This window comes from Pseudomonas sp. UBA6753 (genome assembly GCF_002453565.1).
GTDB classification, from domain to species: Bacteria; Pseudomonadota; Gammaproteobacteria; order Pseudomonadales; family Pseudomonadaceae; genus Aquipseudomonas; species Aquipseudomonas putida_Z.
The window spans coordinates 132,259-148,528 of record NZ_DKHD01000030.1 but is presented as its reverse complement, the minus strand read 5'-3'; the positions used below and the strand labels follow the sequence as shown (position 1 = coordinate 148,528).

At 63.2% G+C, this 16,270-nt stretch carries 13 protein-coding genes; 6 read left to right on the top strand and 7 right to left on the bottom strand.

Going from position 1 to position 16,270, the window contains the following annotated elements:
- Positions 1–170: 170 nt before the first annotated feature.
- The 7 genes from cyoE to hmpA all read right to left on the bottom strand — a co-directional run bounded on the left by cyoE (position 171) and on the right by hmpA (position 7,800).
- Entirely contained in the window at positions 171–1,058 is an 888-nt protein-coding gene (cyoE, locus tag B2790_RS11330) for a heme o synthase (protein ID WP_025337747.1), read from the bottom strand.
- 11 nt (positions 1,059–1,069) lie between these two features.
- The gene (gene cyoD, locus B2790_RS11325; RefSeq protein ID WP_003259128.1) at positions 1,070–1,402 is read right to left on the bottom strand and encodes a cytochrome o ubiquinol oxidase subunit IV; all 333 of its coding nucleotides are present in this window, start codon (positions 1,400–1,402) and stop codon (positions 1,070–1,072) included.
- On the bottom strand, positions 1,402–2,025 hold the full coding sequence (gene cyoC / locus B2790_RS11320; protein WP_025337745.1) for a cytochrome o ubiquinol oxidase subunit III: 624 nt from the start codon (positions 2,023–2,025) through the stop codon (positions 1,402–1,404). The genes cyoD and cyoC overlap by 1 nt, the downstream gene beginning before the upstream one ends.
- Positions 2,026–2,028: 3 nt before the next feature.
- On the bottom strand, positions 2,029–4,047 hold the full coding sequence (gene cyoB, locus B2790_RS11315; RefSeq protein WP_025337744.1) for a cytochrome o ubiquinol oxidase subunit I: 2,019 nt from the start codon (positions 4,045–4,047) through the stop codon (positions 2,029–2,031).
- Positions 4,048–4,050: 3 nt separating this feature from the next.
- Positions 4,051–4,995: a ubiquinol oxidase subunit II gene (cyoA, locus tag B2790_RS11310; protein WP_015268993.1), complete on the bottom strand. Its 945-nt coding sequence runs from the start codon at positions 4,993–4,995 to the stop codon at positions 4,051–4,053.
- 559 nt (positions 4,996–5,554) lie between these two features.
- Positions 5,555–6,061 carry a disulfide bond formation protein B gene (locus tag B2790_RS11305; protein WP_025337743.1) on the bottom strand — a complete coding sequence of 169 codons (507 nt, stop codon included), beginning with the start codon at positions 6,059–6,061 and terminating at the stop codon, positions 5,555–5,557.
- Between the two features lie 560 nt (positions 6,062–6,621).
- A complete protein-coding gene (gene hmpA / locus B2790_RS11300; protein ID WP_075043809.1) occupies positions 6,622–7,800 on the bottom strand; it encodes an NO-inducible flavohemoprotein in 1,179 nt (392 codons plus the stop codon).
- Positions 7,801–7,954: 154 nt separating this feature from the next.
- Here hmpA and norR point away from each other — a divergent pair, with 154 nt between their 5' ends.
- From norR to B2790_RS11270, 6 genes are all read left to right on the top strand, one after another.
- A complete protein-coding gene (gene norR, locus B2790_RS11295) occupies positions 7,955–9,508 on the top strand; it encodes a nitric oxide reductase transcriptional regulator NorR (protein ID WP_075043808.1) in 1,554 nt (517 codons plus the stop codon).
- Between the two features lie 182 nt (positions 9,509–9,690).
- Positions 9,691–10,590, top strand: coding sequence for a chemotaxis protein (locus tag B2790_RS11290; RefSeq protein WP_274078941.1), 900 nt, complete (start codon positions 9,691–9,693; stop codon positions 10,588–10,590).
- An 88-nt stretch (positions 10,591–10,678) separates the two neighbouring features.
- Positions 10,679–10,990 carry a hypothetical protein gene (locus B2790_RS11285; RefSeq protein WP_025337739.1) on the top strand — a complete coding sequence of 104 codons (312 nt, stop codon included), beginning with the start codon at positions 10,679–10,681 and terminating at the stop codon, positions 10,988–10,990.
- On the top strand, positions 10,987–11,721 hold the full coding sequence (locus B2790_RS11280) for a YkgJ family cysteine cluster protein (RefSeq protein ID WP_274396521.1): 735 nt from the start codon (positions 10,987–10,989) through the stop codon (positions 11,719–11,721). Before B2790_RS11285 ends, B2790_RS11280 begins: the two co-directional genes overlap by 4 nt.
- A 290-nt stretch (positions 11,722–12,011) precedes the next feature.
- Positions 12,012–13,175, top strand: a complete 1,164-nt coding sequence (locus tag B2790_RS11275) for an efflux RND transporter periplasmic adaptor subunit (RefSeq protein ID WP_274396519.1) — start codon at positions 12,012–12,014, stop codon at positions 13,173–13,175.
- Positions 13,172–16,264 carry a multidrug efflux RND transporter permease subunit gene (locus tag B2790_RS11270; protein WP_286918863.1) on the top strand — a complete coding sequence of 1,031 codons (3,093 nt, stop codon included), beginning with the start codon at positions 13,172–13,174 and terminating at the stop codon, positions 16,262–16,264. Before B2790_RS11275 ends, B2790_RS11270 begins: the two co-directional genes overlap by 4 nt.
- Positions 16,265–16,270 lie beyond the last annotated feature (6 nt).

Genomic DNA, 16,270 nt, shown 5'->3' with positions numbered 1-16,270 from the left:
TATATTCTGCTGTGCCGGCCTCGTTCGCGGGCTTGCCCGCTCCCACAGGATTACTCACCTGCGCCGTACCTGTGGGAGCGGGCGAGCCCGCGAACGAGGCCGGCACAGAAAAACGCCCATAAAAAAACCCCGGCACAGTGGCCGGGGTTTTCGTGAAACAGGCAGCAGTATCAGCGTGCGTATGTCATCAGCACGTCCGCAGCAGTCTGGCTGTCCACACCCATCATCACGCTCAGGGCAGTGACGGTGAGGATGGAGAAGCCGAACACCTTGCGGGCCCACTTGCTGTCGTCCTCGGCCTTGTAGCCACCCCAGGCCATGTACAGCCAGTACAGGCCCATGGCTGCTGCCACGGCCAGGTAGCCGAGGCCGGCGTAACCGCCGAGGGTAAGCATCAAGGTTGCGAGCACGAAGGCCAGCACGTATAGCACGATCTGCTTCTTCGCCGCGAGGATGCCACGTGCCACCGGCAGGACCGGAATGTTGGCAGCGCTGTAATCCTTGAAGCGGAAGATCGCGATGGCGAAGCTGTGCGGCATCTGCCACAGGCTGAACATCACCAGCAGGGTAACCGCAGCCAGGTCGAAGCTGTTGCTCACGGCGCAATAGCCGATCACCGGAGGCATGGCACCAGACAGGCTGCCGACCAAGGTGCCGTGCACCGATTTACGCTTCAGCCACAGGCTGTAGAAACCGACGTAGACGATGAAGCCGATCAGCGCACAGAACGCCGACAGCGGATTGGCCTGGACATACAGCAGGCTGAAACCCGCCACCCCGAGCAGGGTGGCGTAGATCAGCGCGAGGGGCAGCGACATGCCGCCCTGGACCATGACGCGGTTCTTGGTGCGCTCCATCTTGTGGTCGATGTCACGGTCGATGCAGTTGTTGAACACGCATCCGGACGCAACCACCAGCGAAGTACCGATCACCACCGCCAGGAACAGGGCGAAATCCACATGGCCCTTCGAGGCAAGGAAGAAACCGCCTGCCACGGAAAGCACGTTACCGAAAATGATCCCCGGTTTGGTGATTTGGATAAAGTGCTTAACGGACATGCAGTCTTACCTCACTTGGCCAACATTTCGAAGTGGATGCTGAACATGATCCACAGCGACAGGCCGACAAGCAGAGCGATCACCAGGGTGGTGAACAGGAACGTCGAAACGTTGTTGCGTTGCTCTTTCGAGCGGTCCATGTGCAGGAAGTACACGAGGTGCACTACTACCTGGATCACGGCCATGGCAACAATGATCAGAACGGTCAGGTTCTTCGGCAGGCTTGGCGACATGGCCAGGCCGAACGGGATCGCAGTCAGGATGATCGACAGGATGAAGCCGATCATGTACGACTTGACGCTGCCGTGGTTACCTTCGTGATGAGTGTCGTGTGCGTTAGCCATTACAGAACTCCCAGCAGGTAGACGACGGTGAATACGCAGATCCAGACCACGTCCAGGAAGTGCCAGAACAGGCTCAGGCAGCTCATGCGGGTCTTGGCGGTCGGCGTGATGCCGTGCTTGTTGATCTGGTACATCATGATTGCCATCCAGATCAGGCCGGCGGTCACGTGCAGACCGTGGGTACCTACCAGGGCGAAGAAGCCCGACAGGAAGCCACTGCGCTGCGGGCCGAAGCCTTCAGCGATCAGGTGATGGAATTCGTAGATTTCCATCGCGATGAAGCCTGCACCGAACAGGAAGGTCACAGCCAACCAGCCCAGTACGCCAGCTTTCTTGCCATCGAACATCTTCAGCATGGCGAAGCCGAAGGTGATCGAGGACAGCAGCAGGAACAGCGTTTCAACAGCTACGAAATCGAGCTGGAAGATGTCATGACCCGACGGGCCGCCGGCAAAACTGCCGGACAGCACCGCGTAGGTGGCGAAGAGCGACGCAAACAGGATGCAGTCGGTCATCAGGTACAGCCAGAAACCGAGTACGGTCATCTGGCCCGAGTCGTGGTGGTGGTCGTCATGCCCATGGTCGTGACCATGAGCAGCACCGTGCATTACTTGACTGGACATTGATTACACCCGCTCAAACGATTCGACACGTGCGCCGGCAGGCAGAGCACCTGCTTTGGCCAGCGCTTTCATGCGCTCGCCTTCGATGCGCGCCACTTCTTCGGCCGGAACCATGTAGCCCTGGTCGTCACGCGCAGCGTGGCGAACGAAGACAGCGATGGTTGCAACCAGGCTCGCGCCAACCAGCCACCAGATGTGCCAGATGAAGGCGAAGCCGAAGACGGTCAGGAACAGGCCCATGAACAAACCGGTGGCGGTGTTGCTCGGCATGTGGATCGCTTCGTACTTGGCCGCAGGCTTGTAGGCGACACCGGCTTCCTTGGCTTCGTGCCAGGCGTCCAGGCCAACCTTCTCAGGCATGTGGGCGAAGTTGTAGAACGGAGGTGGCGACGAAGTCGACCATTCCAGGGTACGGCCGCCCCATGGGTCGCCGGTCACGTCCAGGTTCTGGTTGCGGTCGCGAACCGATACGTACAGCTGGATCAGCTGGCAGGCGATACCGAACAGGATCAGCACGGCGCCGACAACGGCTACGTACAGGTAGGGTTCCCACAGTGGGTTGTCGGAGTGGTTCAGACGACGGGTCATGCCCATGAAGCCCAGGGCGTACAGCGGCATGAACGCTACGTAGAAGCCCGAGATCCAGAACCAGAAGGCAGCCTTGCCCCACTTCTCGTTCAGGGTGAAACCGAAGGCTTTCGGGAACCAGTAGGCGAAGCCGGCGATGTAGCCGAATACCGCACCACCGATGATCACGTTGTGGAAGTGAGCAATTACGAACAGGCTGTTGTGCAGCACGAAGTCAGCACCTGGAACAGCCAGCAGAACGCCAGTCATGCCACCGATGGAGAAGGTGATCATGAAGCCCAGGGTCCACATGATCGGCGCGGTGAAGCGCAGACGGCCCTGGTAGATGGTGAACAGCCAGTTGAACAGCTTCACACCGGTCGGAATGGAGATCAGCATCGTCGCCAGGCCGAAGAAGGTGTTGACGCTGGCGCCGGCACCCATGGTGAAGAAGTGGTGCAGCCATACGGCGAAGCCCAGCACGGCGATGGCGCCCGATGCGTAGATCATCGAGTGGTGGCCGAACAGACGCTTGCCGGAGAAGGTGGAGGTAACTTCCGAGAACACACCGAAGGCCGGCAGGATCAGGATGTAAACCTCAGGGTGACCCCACGCCCAGAACAGGTTGACGTACATCATCGGGTTCCCACCAAGCTCGTTGGTGAAGATGTGGAAGTCCAGATAACGGTCAACAGTCAGCAGAGCGAGTGCAGCGGTCAGGATCGGGAAGGAAGCCACGATCAGCACGTTGGCCCAGGTGCAGGTCCAGGTGAAGATCGGCATGTCCATCAGTTTCATGCCAGGTGCGCGCATCTTCATCACGGTGACGAGGAAGTTCACGCCGGTAAGCGTCGTACCCAGGCCTGAGAGCTGTAGCGCCCAGATGTAGTAGTCGACACCCACCCCAGGGCTGTACTGAATGCCCGCGAGCGGCGGATAGGCAACCCAGCCGGTTTTGGCGAATTCACCAACGCCCAGCGAGATGTTGACCAGCAGCACGCCTGCCAGCAGCAGGTAGAAGCTCAGGGAGTTCAGGAACGGGAAGGCAACGTCACGTGCACCGATCTGCAGAGGAACCGCCAGGTTCATCAGGCCGGTGAAGAACGGCATCGCCATGAAGATGATCATGATCACACCGTGAGCGGTGAAGATCTGGTCATAGTGTTCAGGCGGCAGGTAGCCTTCGGAGCCACCGGTAGCGGCAGCCAGCTGGGTACGCATCATGATGGCGTCGGCAAAGCCGCGCAGCAGCATGACCATCGCGACGATGATGTACATCACCCCGATTTTCTTGTGGTCGACAGTCGTCAACCACTCGCTCCACAAGTAGGTCCACTTGCGGAAGTAGGTGATAGCACCGACGACAGCGATACCGCCGAGCGCGATCATGGCAAGCGTCACCATGACTATCGGCTCGTGATAGGGTATCGCCTCCAGGCTTAGTTTACCGAACATCTCTTACTCCTCTGCACCGGCAGCTGGTTGCATACTCGATTCCACACCCTTGGTAGTGGCCAGATCTTTGCTGCCTGCTTCTTCGTGGCTCGGACGACCGCGGTTCATGCCTTCGTACTTGTCGACGATCAGCTGGAACTGGTCAGGCGAAGCCTCGCTATACAGCGCGACTGGGTTGTTTTCGCTTGGTTTGGCCAAGGCGTCGTATTCGGCCTTGTCCAGCTTCTTCGGCGACTGCTTGACCTCGGCGACCCACTTGTCGAAGTCTTCCTGAGAGGTGGCAGTAGCCTTGAATTTCATGCCGGTGAAGCCAGCACCGCTGTAGTTGGCGCTGATACCGTCGAACTCGCCGTTTTCGTTGGCGATCAGGTGCAGCTTGGTGGTCATGCCGGCCATGGCGTAGATCTGGCCGCCCAGGCCCGGGATGAAGAACGAGTTCATCACGGCGTCGGAAGTGACGCGGAAGTTGACCGGAGTGTTAGCCGGGAAGACGATCTTGTTGACCGTGGCAATGCCCTGCTCCGGGTAGATGAACAGCCACTTCCAGTCCAGCGCGACCACGTCGATCTGCACCGGCTTCACATCGGAATCCAGCGGACGGTACGGGTCCAGCTTGTGGGTGGAGTGGTAGGTGAAGTAGCCCAGGGCGATGATGATCAGGATCGGGATGATCCACACCGCGGCTTCGATCTTGGTCGAGTGCGACCAGTCAGGGGTGTAGGTGGCAGCCTTGTTGGAAGCACGGTACTTCCAGGCGAAAACCACGGTCATGATAATGACAGGAATCACCACCAGCAGCATCAGGCCGGTAGCGATCAGGATCAGGTTCTTTTGCTCAATGCCGACCTGACCTTTCGGGTCGAGCAGGGTCCAGTTGCACCCACTGAGTAAAAGCATGCCTAAAAAGGGCAATATGCCAAACAGTCTGGGGTAACGCTTTTTACTCATCTCACGACCTCTAGATCAGCTTGCTTCAATGCAATTTGTGTTTTGGTAGCCAACACTTCGTCCTGCCAAGTGCGGCATTTCGCGCCCGTACTCGCTCCTGCCCGGGGTCCGACTGCAGGACCTTGGCGTCAAGCGGGTTAGCGGTGCTTATGGTTTCGTAGGCAACAGGCCTGTACTTCAGACCAAGTCCATTTGGTGCGGGAAAACGCGGAGGGGGGTCCGCCCGGTATCGCCGTTGGGCGAAACTTGACGAAGTCAGCAAAAAGGAGCGCTGGGGCTTCCTTCAATCCTGCGACTTGCAAGCAGTGCCGAACGGAAATTGGGGGCGATTGTAGATAGGTCGCCAACCCTTGACTATGACTTATTGAGCAACAGTCCTTTACAGAATCTGTAACAATGCTGCTCAAAAATTCAACTTCGCGACAGTTTGTCGCACCCCGCTTGATAGGCCCCAAAGCCGCATTCTGCAAGGCCTCTGGGTTGATCTGGATCAAGCGGTGAGCGAATTTTCCCTCTTCTCATGCGGCGTAAAAGACCCCATGCCGTTCGGGACTTTTGTCTAAGCCTGGCGTCGGTTGCGGTAGATCCCGAGCGGAACCAGGACGGCCGTCAGGACGAACGCCACCAGCGCCCATTGCGCCAGCGACAGACCGAGGATCGGCGGGTACGGCGTGCTGCAGAAGCCGTCGACCTGGAACACCAGCGGCCAGAGCTTGGCCAGCGGCAGGTCGTCCACGATCGGCTGCAGGGTGTCGATACCGCAACTGACCATGGGGTTGGCGAGTATATACACATGGTTGCCGGCCGCAACGATTCCGCCAATGGCGCTGAGTACCACCAGTGCCTCGAAGAAGGTCAGGCTGCGGCGCCCGGGCATCGCCGCGGCGATGAAGGCGAACACGGCGATGAACAACAGCGCATAACGTTGCAGGATGCACAGCGGGCATGGTGCCTCGCCCAGGACTATCTGCATGTATAGGGCGCCACCGATCAGCGAAAGGCAGATCAGGCCCAAAAGTACCAGAAAGCGCCGTTCCCGATTCAGGCGCGATGTTTGTTCGTTCATTGCCGGTTCCTTCGATGGATAGTGGCAGCGTGATCCGCCTGCCTGGCGCAAGTCTACACGCTGGGCAGGGCCTTTGAGCGTGTCGAGGAAGCGGCTTGATAGCGCTGCGCAGGGCTATCCGGTGTGGCTGAGACCGGCCGCAACGACGTCGGTTCAACGCCGGGCGGCAAAAAAGCGGCTGCCCGGGTGCCGCGCAGGGGCAAGCCCCTCGACACCCGGGAGTGAAGGATACCGTGATTAAAGGAGGATTAAAGATGAAAGCTGCACAGCCGCTTTCATCTCTCCTTTATATATAGGCAGGAAGGTGAAGTGCGGCCCAGCCGCTGGCAAGCCAGCCCCCAGGCGGCGAATGCGATCGACCGTTTCGTTCTCGATTACCCACGGGCGGGAGCAGTGCTGCAAGGGAGCTGGCTTGCCAGCGGCTGGGATGAATACGCTGCAAGCCTGTACCGGCCTCTTCGCGGACTCGCCCGCTCCCACAGGTACCCCACAGGATTTGAAGTCTGTGGCGTACCTGTGGGAGCGGGCAAGCCCGCGAAGAGGCCAGTGCAGGCGCTACATCACTCCAGCGCAGCCGCCGGCCCGAAGAACTCGTAGCGGCTCTGCTGCTCTGGCACACCCAAGCCCTTCAACTGGCGCTTGACCGCCGCCATGAAGCCCTTGGGCCCGAGGAAGTAGGCATCGACGTCTCGCTCTTGCGGCAGCCACTCGGCCAGCAGGTCCTCGCTCAGCAGGCCCACGGCATCAGCCGCGGCACCACCCTGCGGTTCTGCATAGCAGTAGAAGCGCTTGAGCTGCGGGTGACGCTCGGCCAGCTCGTCGATCCAGTCGCGGAAGGCATGCACGGCGCCGTTGCGGGCGCAGTGAATGAAATGCACCTCACGCTGGGTTTGCAGTGCCGCCTGCAGCATTGGCAGGGTCGGGGTAATACCCACGCCACCGCTGATCAGCACCAGCGGCTTGTCGCTCGCTGCCAGGGTGAAATCGCCAGCCGGCGGGAACAGCTGCAGGGTATCGCCCACCGCCAGCACATCGTGCAGGTAGTTGGAAACCTTGCCACCCGCCTCGCGCTTGACGCTGATGCGGTATTCCTTGCCGTCGCACAGTGCCGACAGGGAGTAGTTGCGGCGCTGCTCGGCGCCGTCGATGTCCAGCTTCAGGCCGATGTACTGGCCAGGCTCGGCCTTGAGCACCGGCTTGCCATCCACAGGGGCAAAGTAGAACGAAACGATTTCGCTGCTTTCCTGCTCACGGCGCACCAGGCGGAATTCGCGGGTACCGCGCCAGCCGCCTTCGGCTTCTTCCTTCTGTTTATAGAGGTTCTCTTCCGCACCGATCAGGATGTCGGCCAGCTGGCCATAGGCCGCGCCCCAGGCGTCGATCACGGCGGGGGTGGCGATTTCCTTGCCCAGCACTTCTTCGATGGCGCGCAGCAGGCAGCTGCCGACGATCGGGTAGTGCTCCGGCAGAATCTGCAAGGCAACGTGCTTGTTGATGATCTGGCCGACCAGGCCGCCAAGCTGCTCCAGCTGGTCGATGTGGCGGGCATACATCAGCACGCCGTTGGCCAGGGCGCGCGGTTGGTCACCGCTGGCCTGGTGGGCCTGGTTGAACAGCGGGCGCACTTGCGGGTACTCGCTGAGCATCATCTTGTAGAAGTGGGTGGTCAGCGCTTCGCCGCCGCTTTCCAGCAGGGGGACAGTGGCCTTGATGATTGCACGTTGTTCGGCATTGAGCATTGCAACAACTCCTGAGCCTGTGGCTTCAAATGACTGCCCGAGCTATTACATCAATCATGCCAACTTTTATCTCCAGCAAAATCAGGGGGTTGACGCAGATCATGTCAAAACGACCCACCTCGACGTATAGTCATATCGACCTACAGGAGTCCATATGACCACGAAGCCCCTGCTCACCACCCTGCTGCCCCTGGTCAGCGACCTTTCCCGCGACCTGCCCGACCAGGAACGCTATCGCCGCCTGCTGCAGGCCATGCGTGGGTTGCTGCCCTGCGATGCCGCCGCGCTGCTGCGCCTGGACGGCGAGTGGCTGGTGCCGCTGGCAGTGGACGGCCTGAGCCCCGATACCCTGGGCCGGCGCTTCCGGGTCAGCGAGCACCCACGCTTCCAGATCCTGCTCAGCAGCGCGGAACCCACCCGCTTCGCCAGCGACTCCGAGCTGCCCGACCCTTACGACGGCCTGGTCAACGCCCCCGATGCCAACCTGGAAGTACATGACTGCATGGGCTGCCCGTTGATGGTCGACGAGCGCCCTTGGGGGCTGGTTACCCTCGATGCCCTCACCCCCGGGCAATTCCAGAGCCTGGAGCTGGGCGCGCTGCAGGCCTTCGCCAGCCTGGCCGCCGCCACGGTCACCGTGGCCGAGCGCATCGAGCACCTGGCCCTGCGCGCAGAAGACGAACACCACCGCGCGGAGATCTACCGCCAGGCCAGCGGCCAGGACAAAGAGCTGATTGGCCAGAGCCCCGCGCACAAGCGCCTGGTGGAGGAAATCCGCCTGGTCGGTGGCAGCGACCTGACCGTGCTGATCACCGGTGAGACCGGCGTCGGCAAGGAGCTGGTGGCCCAGGCCCTGCACCAGGCCAGCAACCGCGCCGACAAACCGCTGGTCAGCCTCAACTGTGCCGCCCTGCCCGACACCCTGGTGGAAAGCGAACTGTTCGGCCATGTGCGCGGTGCCTTCACCGGCGCCCATGGCGAGCGCCGCGGCAAGTTCGAGTTGGCCAATGGCGGCACACTGTTCCTCGACGAAGTCGGTGAGCTGCCACTGACCGTGCAAGCCAAGCTGTTGCGCGTGCTGCAGAGCGGCCAGTTGCAGCGCCTGGGTTCGGACCGCGAACACCGGGTGGATGTGCGCCTGATCGCAGCCACCAACCGCGACCTGGCAGCAGAAGTGCGCACTGGCAACTTCCGAGCCGACTTCTACCACCGCCTCAGCGTATACCCGCTGCATGTGCCGCCGTTGCGCGAACGTGGGCGCGATGTGCTGCTACTGGCCGGCTACTTCCTCGAACAGAACCGTTCGCGCCTGGGCCTGAACAGCCTCCGCCTGAGCAGCGAGGCCCAGGCCGCGCTGCTGGCCTACGACTGGCCAGGCAACGTGCGTGAACTGGAACACCTGATCGGCCGCTCGGCGCTCAAGGCGCTGGGCCAACATTCCGACAGGCCACGCATCCTCACCCTGGAAGCCATCGACCTGGACCTGCGCGCAACGGCAACGCCCGGCACCCCGCCCTCCCCTGCTGTGCCCTTGCCGGCGGCACCGCTACCCGAGGGGGGCCTGCGCGCAGCCGTCGACGACTACCAGCGCCAGGTGATCGAGGCCTGCCTGCAGCGGCACGAAGAAAACTGGGCAGCGGCTGCCCGGGAACTCGGCCTGGACCGCGCTAACCTTAGTCGCCTGGCCCGTAGGCTGGGGCTGCGCTGATTGAAACCAGCGCGGTACCTGTGGGAGCGGCTTTAGCCGCGAAGAATCCAACGCGGTGCATGGCACCGGNNTAAAGCCGCTCCCACAGGGTCCAGAGCATTCCTTGGCTCGGTGCAAAATGACTAAAGCCAAGCCCGAACAGGCCGATAACCGGTTATCCCCTGTTCCCCACGAAGGTCACCATGGCCACGCAAAATGCCCGCGCGGATTCGCTGTCCCTGCTGCTGTTCACCCTGCGCAGCGGCAAGTTGATGGCAATCAACCTGCTCAAGGTCAGCGAGATAATTCCCTGCCCGCCGCTGACCAAGCTGCCCGAATCGCACCCCCACGTGAAAGGCGTGGCGACCCTGCGCGGCAATTCGTTGTCGGTCATCGACCTGTCCCGCGCCATCGGCGAACGGCCGCTGGCCGACCCGGACGGCGGCTGCCTGATCGTCACCGAGATCAGCCGCTCGCGCCAGGGCCTGCATGTACAGGCGGTCAGTCGCATCGTGCATTGCCTGAGCACCGACATCAAACCACCACCCTACGGCTCGGGCAGCCGCTCATTCATCACCGGCGTGACCCGGGTCGACAACACCCTGGTGCAGGTGCTGGACATCGAAAAAGTCATCCACGCCATCGCCCCGCCGGTGCCCGAGCAGCCTCACGGCACCTTGAGCGAGGAAGACGCCAGCCTGCTGGCCGCCGCCAACATCCTGGTGGTGGACGACAGCCAGGTGGCCCTGCAGCAGTCGGTGCACACCCTGCGCAACCTCGGCATCGAATGCCACACCGCGCGCAGCGCCAAGGACGCCATCAACGTGCTGCTTGAACTGCAAGGCACCGCGCAGGAAATCAACGTGATCGTCTCCGACATCGAAATGAGCGAAATGGACGGCTACGCCTTCACTCGCACCCTGCGCGAAACCCCCGATTTCCAGCACCTGTACATACTGCTGCACACCTCGCTGGACAGCGCCATGAGCAGCGAAAAGGCGACCCAGGCCGGGGCCAATGCCATCCTCACCAAGTTCTCCTCGCCGGAGCTGACCGATTGTCTGGTGGTGGCGGCGCGCGCCGTGGTGTTCGCCGAGCGCTGATATATTCGGAGACAAACTCCCCGGCTTGCCGCCGGGGTCGAGTCGGGCATAATTCGCGCCCCTCGCAAGTAACTTGCCGGAATCGCGTATGAAGTTTCTCAGCTCTATCCTGATCAGTTGCGCCCTCTTCAGCGGTATCGCCCAGGCCTCCAGCAGCCAGGCCTGGAACGAGCAGCGCCAGCAGATGCTCAAGGCCTGCCTGGCCGCCAGCCAGTTCAAGGATGCCCACGCCCGCAGCAAGCCCGCCGAGTTCGATGACCAGGTCGGCATGAGCGCCCTGCTGATCGAAGGCGTCTACCCCCAGAAGCACATGCAGCAGCGCACCGGCACCGAGCTGTGCCTGTACGATCGCCAGCACCAGCGCGCCTTTGTCAGCGAGTGGAGCCCGGAAGCCAAGTGACCGACAGCCTGCGCTTCGCCTGTACCGGCTGCGGCAAGTGCTGTACCGGCCACCACGTGCCCTTGACCCTGGCCGAAGCGCGTCGCTGGGCGGACAACGGCGGCCAGGTGGTGGTGCTGATCGAAGCCTTCGTGGCAGACGGCCCTGGCATGCCGGTAAAACAGCGTGATCATGTGCTGCGTCGTTCCTATCCCGTGCCCTGTGGCGACGGCGAGGCGCGCGTATCGGTGACCTTTGCCGCCTTCAACCCCGGGCGCTGCCGCAACCTCGACGACAACGACCTGTGCACCATCTATGACCAGCGGCCGCTGGTCTGTCGCATCTACCCGGTGGAAATAAACCCGCATATCCCGCTGCGGCCAGGCAGCAAGGACTGCCCGCCGGAAGCCTGGCAACAGGGGCCGCAGCTGATTCATGGCAGGCAACTGGTCGATGCCGGGCTGGAGGCGCTGGTGCAGGCCTCGCGCCAGGCCGACCGCGATGACATCGCCGCCAAGGTGGCGGTGTGCCAGGCGCTGGGCATGACCACCAGTGCGCTCAAGGGCAACGGGTTTACTGCCTACTTGCCTGACATGGGCGCGTTCAGCGCGGCCCTGGCCCAGGTACCGGAGGCTGGCCGGGCACAGTGGGCCCTGCATGTGGAGGACGCGGCGCTGGTGGCGAGCTTGCAGGAACATGGTTTGCGCACCACCAACGAGCCCCCGGTGTATTACGCCTTCATCAGCTTCTAGCTATGCCTTTGCAGGGCAACTGCCTTGCTCAAGAACCAAAGCCTGCTGCGGTCCCTGTGGGAGCGGGCGTGCCCGCGAACACCGGCGCAGCCGGTGCCATCCACCGCGTTGTATTCTTCGCGGGCATGCCCGCTCCCACAGGGGTCGCAGTTCGCATGCCAGGTGCGTGGTGGCACGGCAGGCGAAACTGACAGCGCTGTCAGCCAGCGGTCACGCTGCCGACCCGGTTCGGGGGCTATAAGATTGAATACAGCCCACTTCCCTCCCCTCTGGCCAAGGTGCCCGCACCGATGCGACGTCCGTCCCGCCCTGTCATCCTCGCCGCCCTGGCACTCCTGGTCCTGGCGGTAGCGGGTATCTGGTTCGGCCAGCGCCAGCCAGCACCTGCCGCCCGTGCACAAACCGCCATCCCGGTGCGCGTGGTCAGTGTCGTCCAGCAGAACGTGCCGCGCTATGCCAGCGCCATCGGCTCGGTGCTGTCGCTGCACAGCGTCGAGGTGCGCCCGCAAGTGGAGGGGGTACTGACCCAGGTGCTGGTCAAGGAAGGCCAGTGGGTGAAGGAAGGCGACCTGCTGGCCACCCTCGACGACCGCGCCATCCGCGCCAACCTCGACCAGGCCCGTGCCGAACTTGGCCAGAGCCAGGCACAGATCCAGGTAGCCAACGTCGACCTGCAGCGCTACCGCCTGCTGAGTACCGACAACGGCGTTTCGAAGCAGACCCTCGACCAGCAGCAGGCCCTGGTCAACCGCCTGCAAGCCACGGTCAAGGGCAACCAGGCGGCCATCGCCAATACCGAGGTGCAGCTGTCGTACACGCAGATCCGCTCGCCAGTGACCGGCCGGGTGGGTATTCGCAACGTCGACCCCGGCAACCTGGTGCGCACCAGCGATACCCGCAGCCTGTTCAGCGTCACCCAGATCGACCCGATCGCCGTCGAATTCGCCCTGCCGCAGCAAATGCTGCCGACCCTGCAAAGCCTGCTGAAGGCGCCCACCCCGGCACTGGTGCAGGCTTACATGGATGCCGACGGCGAACGCAGCCTGCTCGGTGAAGGCCACCTGGCACTGATCGACAACCAGATCTCCGCCACCACCGGCACCGTGCGGGTAAAAGCCGAGTTCGACAACAAGGACGGCCGCCTGTGGCCGGGCCAGCTGGTCACCATCCGCCTGCGCACCGCCGTGGAAGAAAACGCCCTGGTGGTACCGCCGCCTGTGGTACAGCGCGGCGTCGACGGGCACTTTGTCTACCGCCTGGACGGTGACAAGGTCACCAGTGTGCCGGTCAAGGTGCTGTACCAGGACAGCGGGCTGAACATCATTGCCGGGGTCAAGCCGGGCGAGCGCCTGGTGCTCGATGGCCAGTCGCGGCTCAAGCCCGGTTCGCAGGTCGAGGTGGCCCCCGACGCCCCCGCGCCGTCGGAAATGGCCGACCGCCGGAGCCAGCCATGAACACGCGCAATGGTGTTTCGGCCTGGTGCATCGACCACCCCATCGCCACCCTGCTGCTGACCTTCGCCCTGGTGCTGCTGGGGGCCATCGCCTTCCCGCGCCTGCCGGTGGCACCACTGCCGGAAGCCGACTTCCCGACCATCCAGGTCACCGCCCAGCTGCCCGGCGCCAGCCCGGAAACCATGGCCTCGTCGGTGGCCACGCCGCTGGAAGTGCAGTTCAGCGCCATCCCCGGCATGACCCAGATGACCAGCAGCAGCGCACTGGGCTCGACCAACCTGATCCTGCAGTTCACGCTCGACAAGAACATCGACACCGCCGCCCAGGAAGTGCAGGCGGCCATCAACACCGCCACCGCGCGCTTGCCGCAAGACCTGCCCAACCCGCCGACCTGGCGCAAGGTCAACCCGGCCGACAGCCCGGTGCTGGTGCTGACGGTCAGCTCCAGCCAGATGCCTGGCAACGACCTCAGCGACTACGCCGAAACCCTGCTCGCGCGCCAGCTGAGCCAGATCGACGGGGTCGGCCTGATCAACATCACCGGGCAACTGCGCCCGGCAATCCGCGTGCAGGCGCAACCCGAGAAACTGGCCGCCATCGGCCTGACCCTGGCCGACTTGCGCCAGGCCATCCAGCAGACCAGCCTGAACCTGGCCAAGGGCGCGCTGTACGGCGAACACAGCGTGTCGACCATCGCCGCCAACGACCAGTTGTTCCACCCCGACGACTACGCCCAGCTGATCGTCTCCTACCGTGACGGTGCACCGGTGCACCTGAAGGACGTGGCCAAGGTGATCAATGGCGCCGAGAACGCCTATGTCAAAGCCTGGTCCGGCGACCAGCCCGGGCTGAACCTGGTGATTTTCCGCCAGCCTGGCGCCAACATCGTCGATACCGTGGACCGGGTACTGGCTGCCCTGCCCAAGCTGCAGGAGATGCTGCCAGCCTCGGTCGAAGTGTCGGTGCTGCAGGACCGCACCCAGACCATCCGTGCCTCGCTGCATGAAGTGGAGCTGACCCTGATGATCGCCGTGGCCCTGGTGATCGGGGTGATGGCGCTGTTCCTGCGCCAGTGGTCGGCGACCATGGTGGTGTCCAGCGTGCTCGGCGTATCGCTGATCGCCAGTTGCGCGCTGATGTACATCTTCGGCTTCAGCCTGAACAACCTGACCCTGGTGGCCATCGTCATCTCGGTGGGCTTCGTGGTCGACGATGCCATCGTCGTGGTGGAGAACATCCACCGCCACCTGGAGGCCGGCGACGACAGCCGCACGGCGGCGCTCAAGGGCGCCGGGGAAATCGGCTTCACCGTGGTGTCGATCAGTTTCTCGCTGATCGCCGCGTTCATCCCGCTGCTGTTCATGGGCGGCGTTGTCGGCCGGCTGTTCAAGGAGTTCGCCCTTACCGCCACCGCCACCATCCTGATTTCGGTGGTGGTTTCGCTGACCCTGGCGCCAACCCTGTGCGCACTGTTCATGCGCCGCCCGCCCGGAGAGCACAAGGGCGGTTTCGGCGAGCGGCTGGTCAGGTGGTACGAAAAGGGCCTGGACCGCGCCCTCGCCCACCAGCGCCTGACCCTCGGCGTGTTCGGCCTGACCCTGGCCCTGGCGGTGGCCGGTTACGTGGGTATCCCAAAGGGCTTTTTCCCGCTGCAGGACACCGGCTTCATCCTCGGCACCAGCGAGGCGGCGGCGGATGTGTCGTACCCGTCGATGATCGAGAAGCACCAGGCGCTGGCCAAAATCATCGAGGCCGACCCGGCGGTGCGCGCGTTCTCCCACTCGGTGGGCGTCACCGGCAGCAACCAGACCATCGCCAACGGCCGCTTCTGGATCGCCCTCAAGCCGCGTGGCGAACGCGATGTGTCGGCCAGCGAACTGATCGACCGGCTGCGGCCCAAGCTGGCCCAGGTACCAGGCATCGTCCTGTACATGCGTGCCGGCCAGGACATCAACCTGAGCTCCGGCCCGTCGCGCACCCAGTACCAGTACGTGCTCAAGAGCAACGACGGCATGGCGCTGAACCTGTGGACCCAGCGCCTGACCGAGCGCCTGCGGGAAATCCCGGCGTTCCGCGACCTGTCCAACGACCTGCAACTGGGCGCCAGCGTCACCCGCATCGATATCGACCGCCAGGCCGCGGCACGTTTCGGCCTGACCACCACCGACGTCGACCAGGCGTTGTACGACGCCTTCGGCCAGCGGCAAATCAGTGAATTCCAGACCGAGACCAACCAGTACAAGGTGATCCTCGAACTGGATGCCCGCCAGCGCGGCAAGGCCGAAAGCCTCAACTACTTTTACCTGCGCTCGCCGCTGACCAACGAGATAGTGCCGCTGTCGGCAGTGGCCCATGTGGCGCCGCCCAGCACCGGGCCGCTGTCGATCAGCCACGATGGCCTGTTCCCGGCAGCCAACCTGTCGTTCAACCTGGCCCCGGGCGTGGCCCTGGGCGATGCGGTGACCATCCTCGAGCGCACCCAGCGCGAGCTGGGCATGCCCGACTCCATCAGCGGCAACTTCCAGGGCGCGGCCCAGGCCTTCCAGAGTTCGCTGTCGAGCCAGCCGTGGCTGATCCTGGCTGCGCTGGTGGCGGTGTACATCATTCTCGGCGTGCTGTATGAAAGCTTCGTCCACCCGCTGACGATCATCTCCACCCTGCCCTCGGCCGGCCTCGGCGCACTGATCCTGCTGTGGGCCATGGGCCAGGACTTCAGCATCATGGGGCTGATCGGTGTGGTGCTGCTGATTGGTATCGTCAAGAAAAACGGCATCCTGCTGATCGACTTCGCCCTCGAAGCCCAACGCCGCCAGGGCCTGACCCCGGAGCAGGCGATCCACCAGGCCTGCCTGACGCGCTTCCGGCCGATCATCATGACCACCCTGGCCGCCTTGCTCGGCGCGGTGCCGCTGATGTTCGGCTTCGGCACCGGTTCCGAACTGCGCCAGCCACTGGGCATCGCCGTGGTTGGCGGCCTGCTGGTGAGCCAGGCGCTGACGCTGTTCACCACCCCGGTCATATACTTGGCCCTGGAGCGCCTGTTCCACCGCCGCCAGGCCGCCCGTGCGGCGGCGCCCAGTGCCAGTTAGGACAAG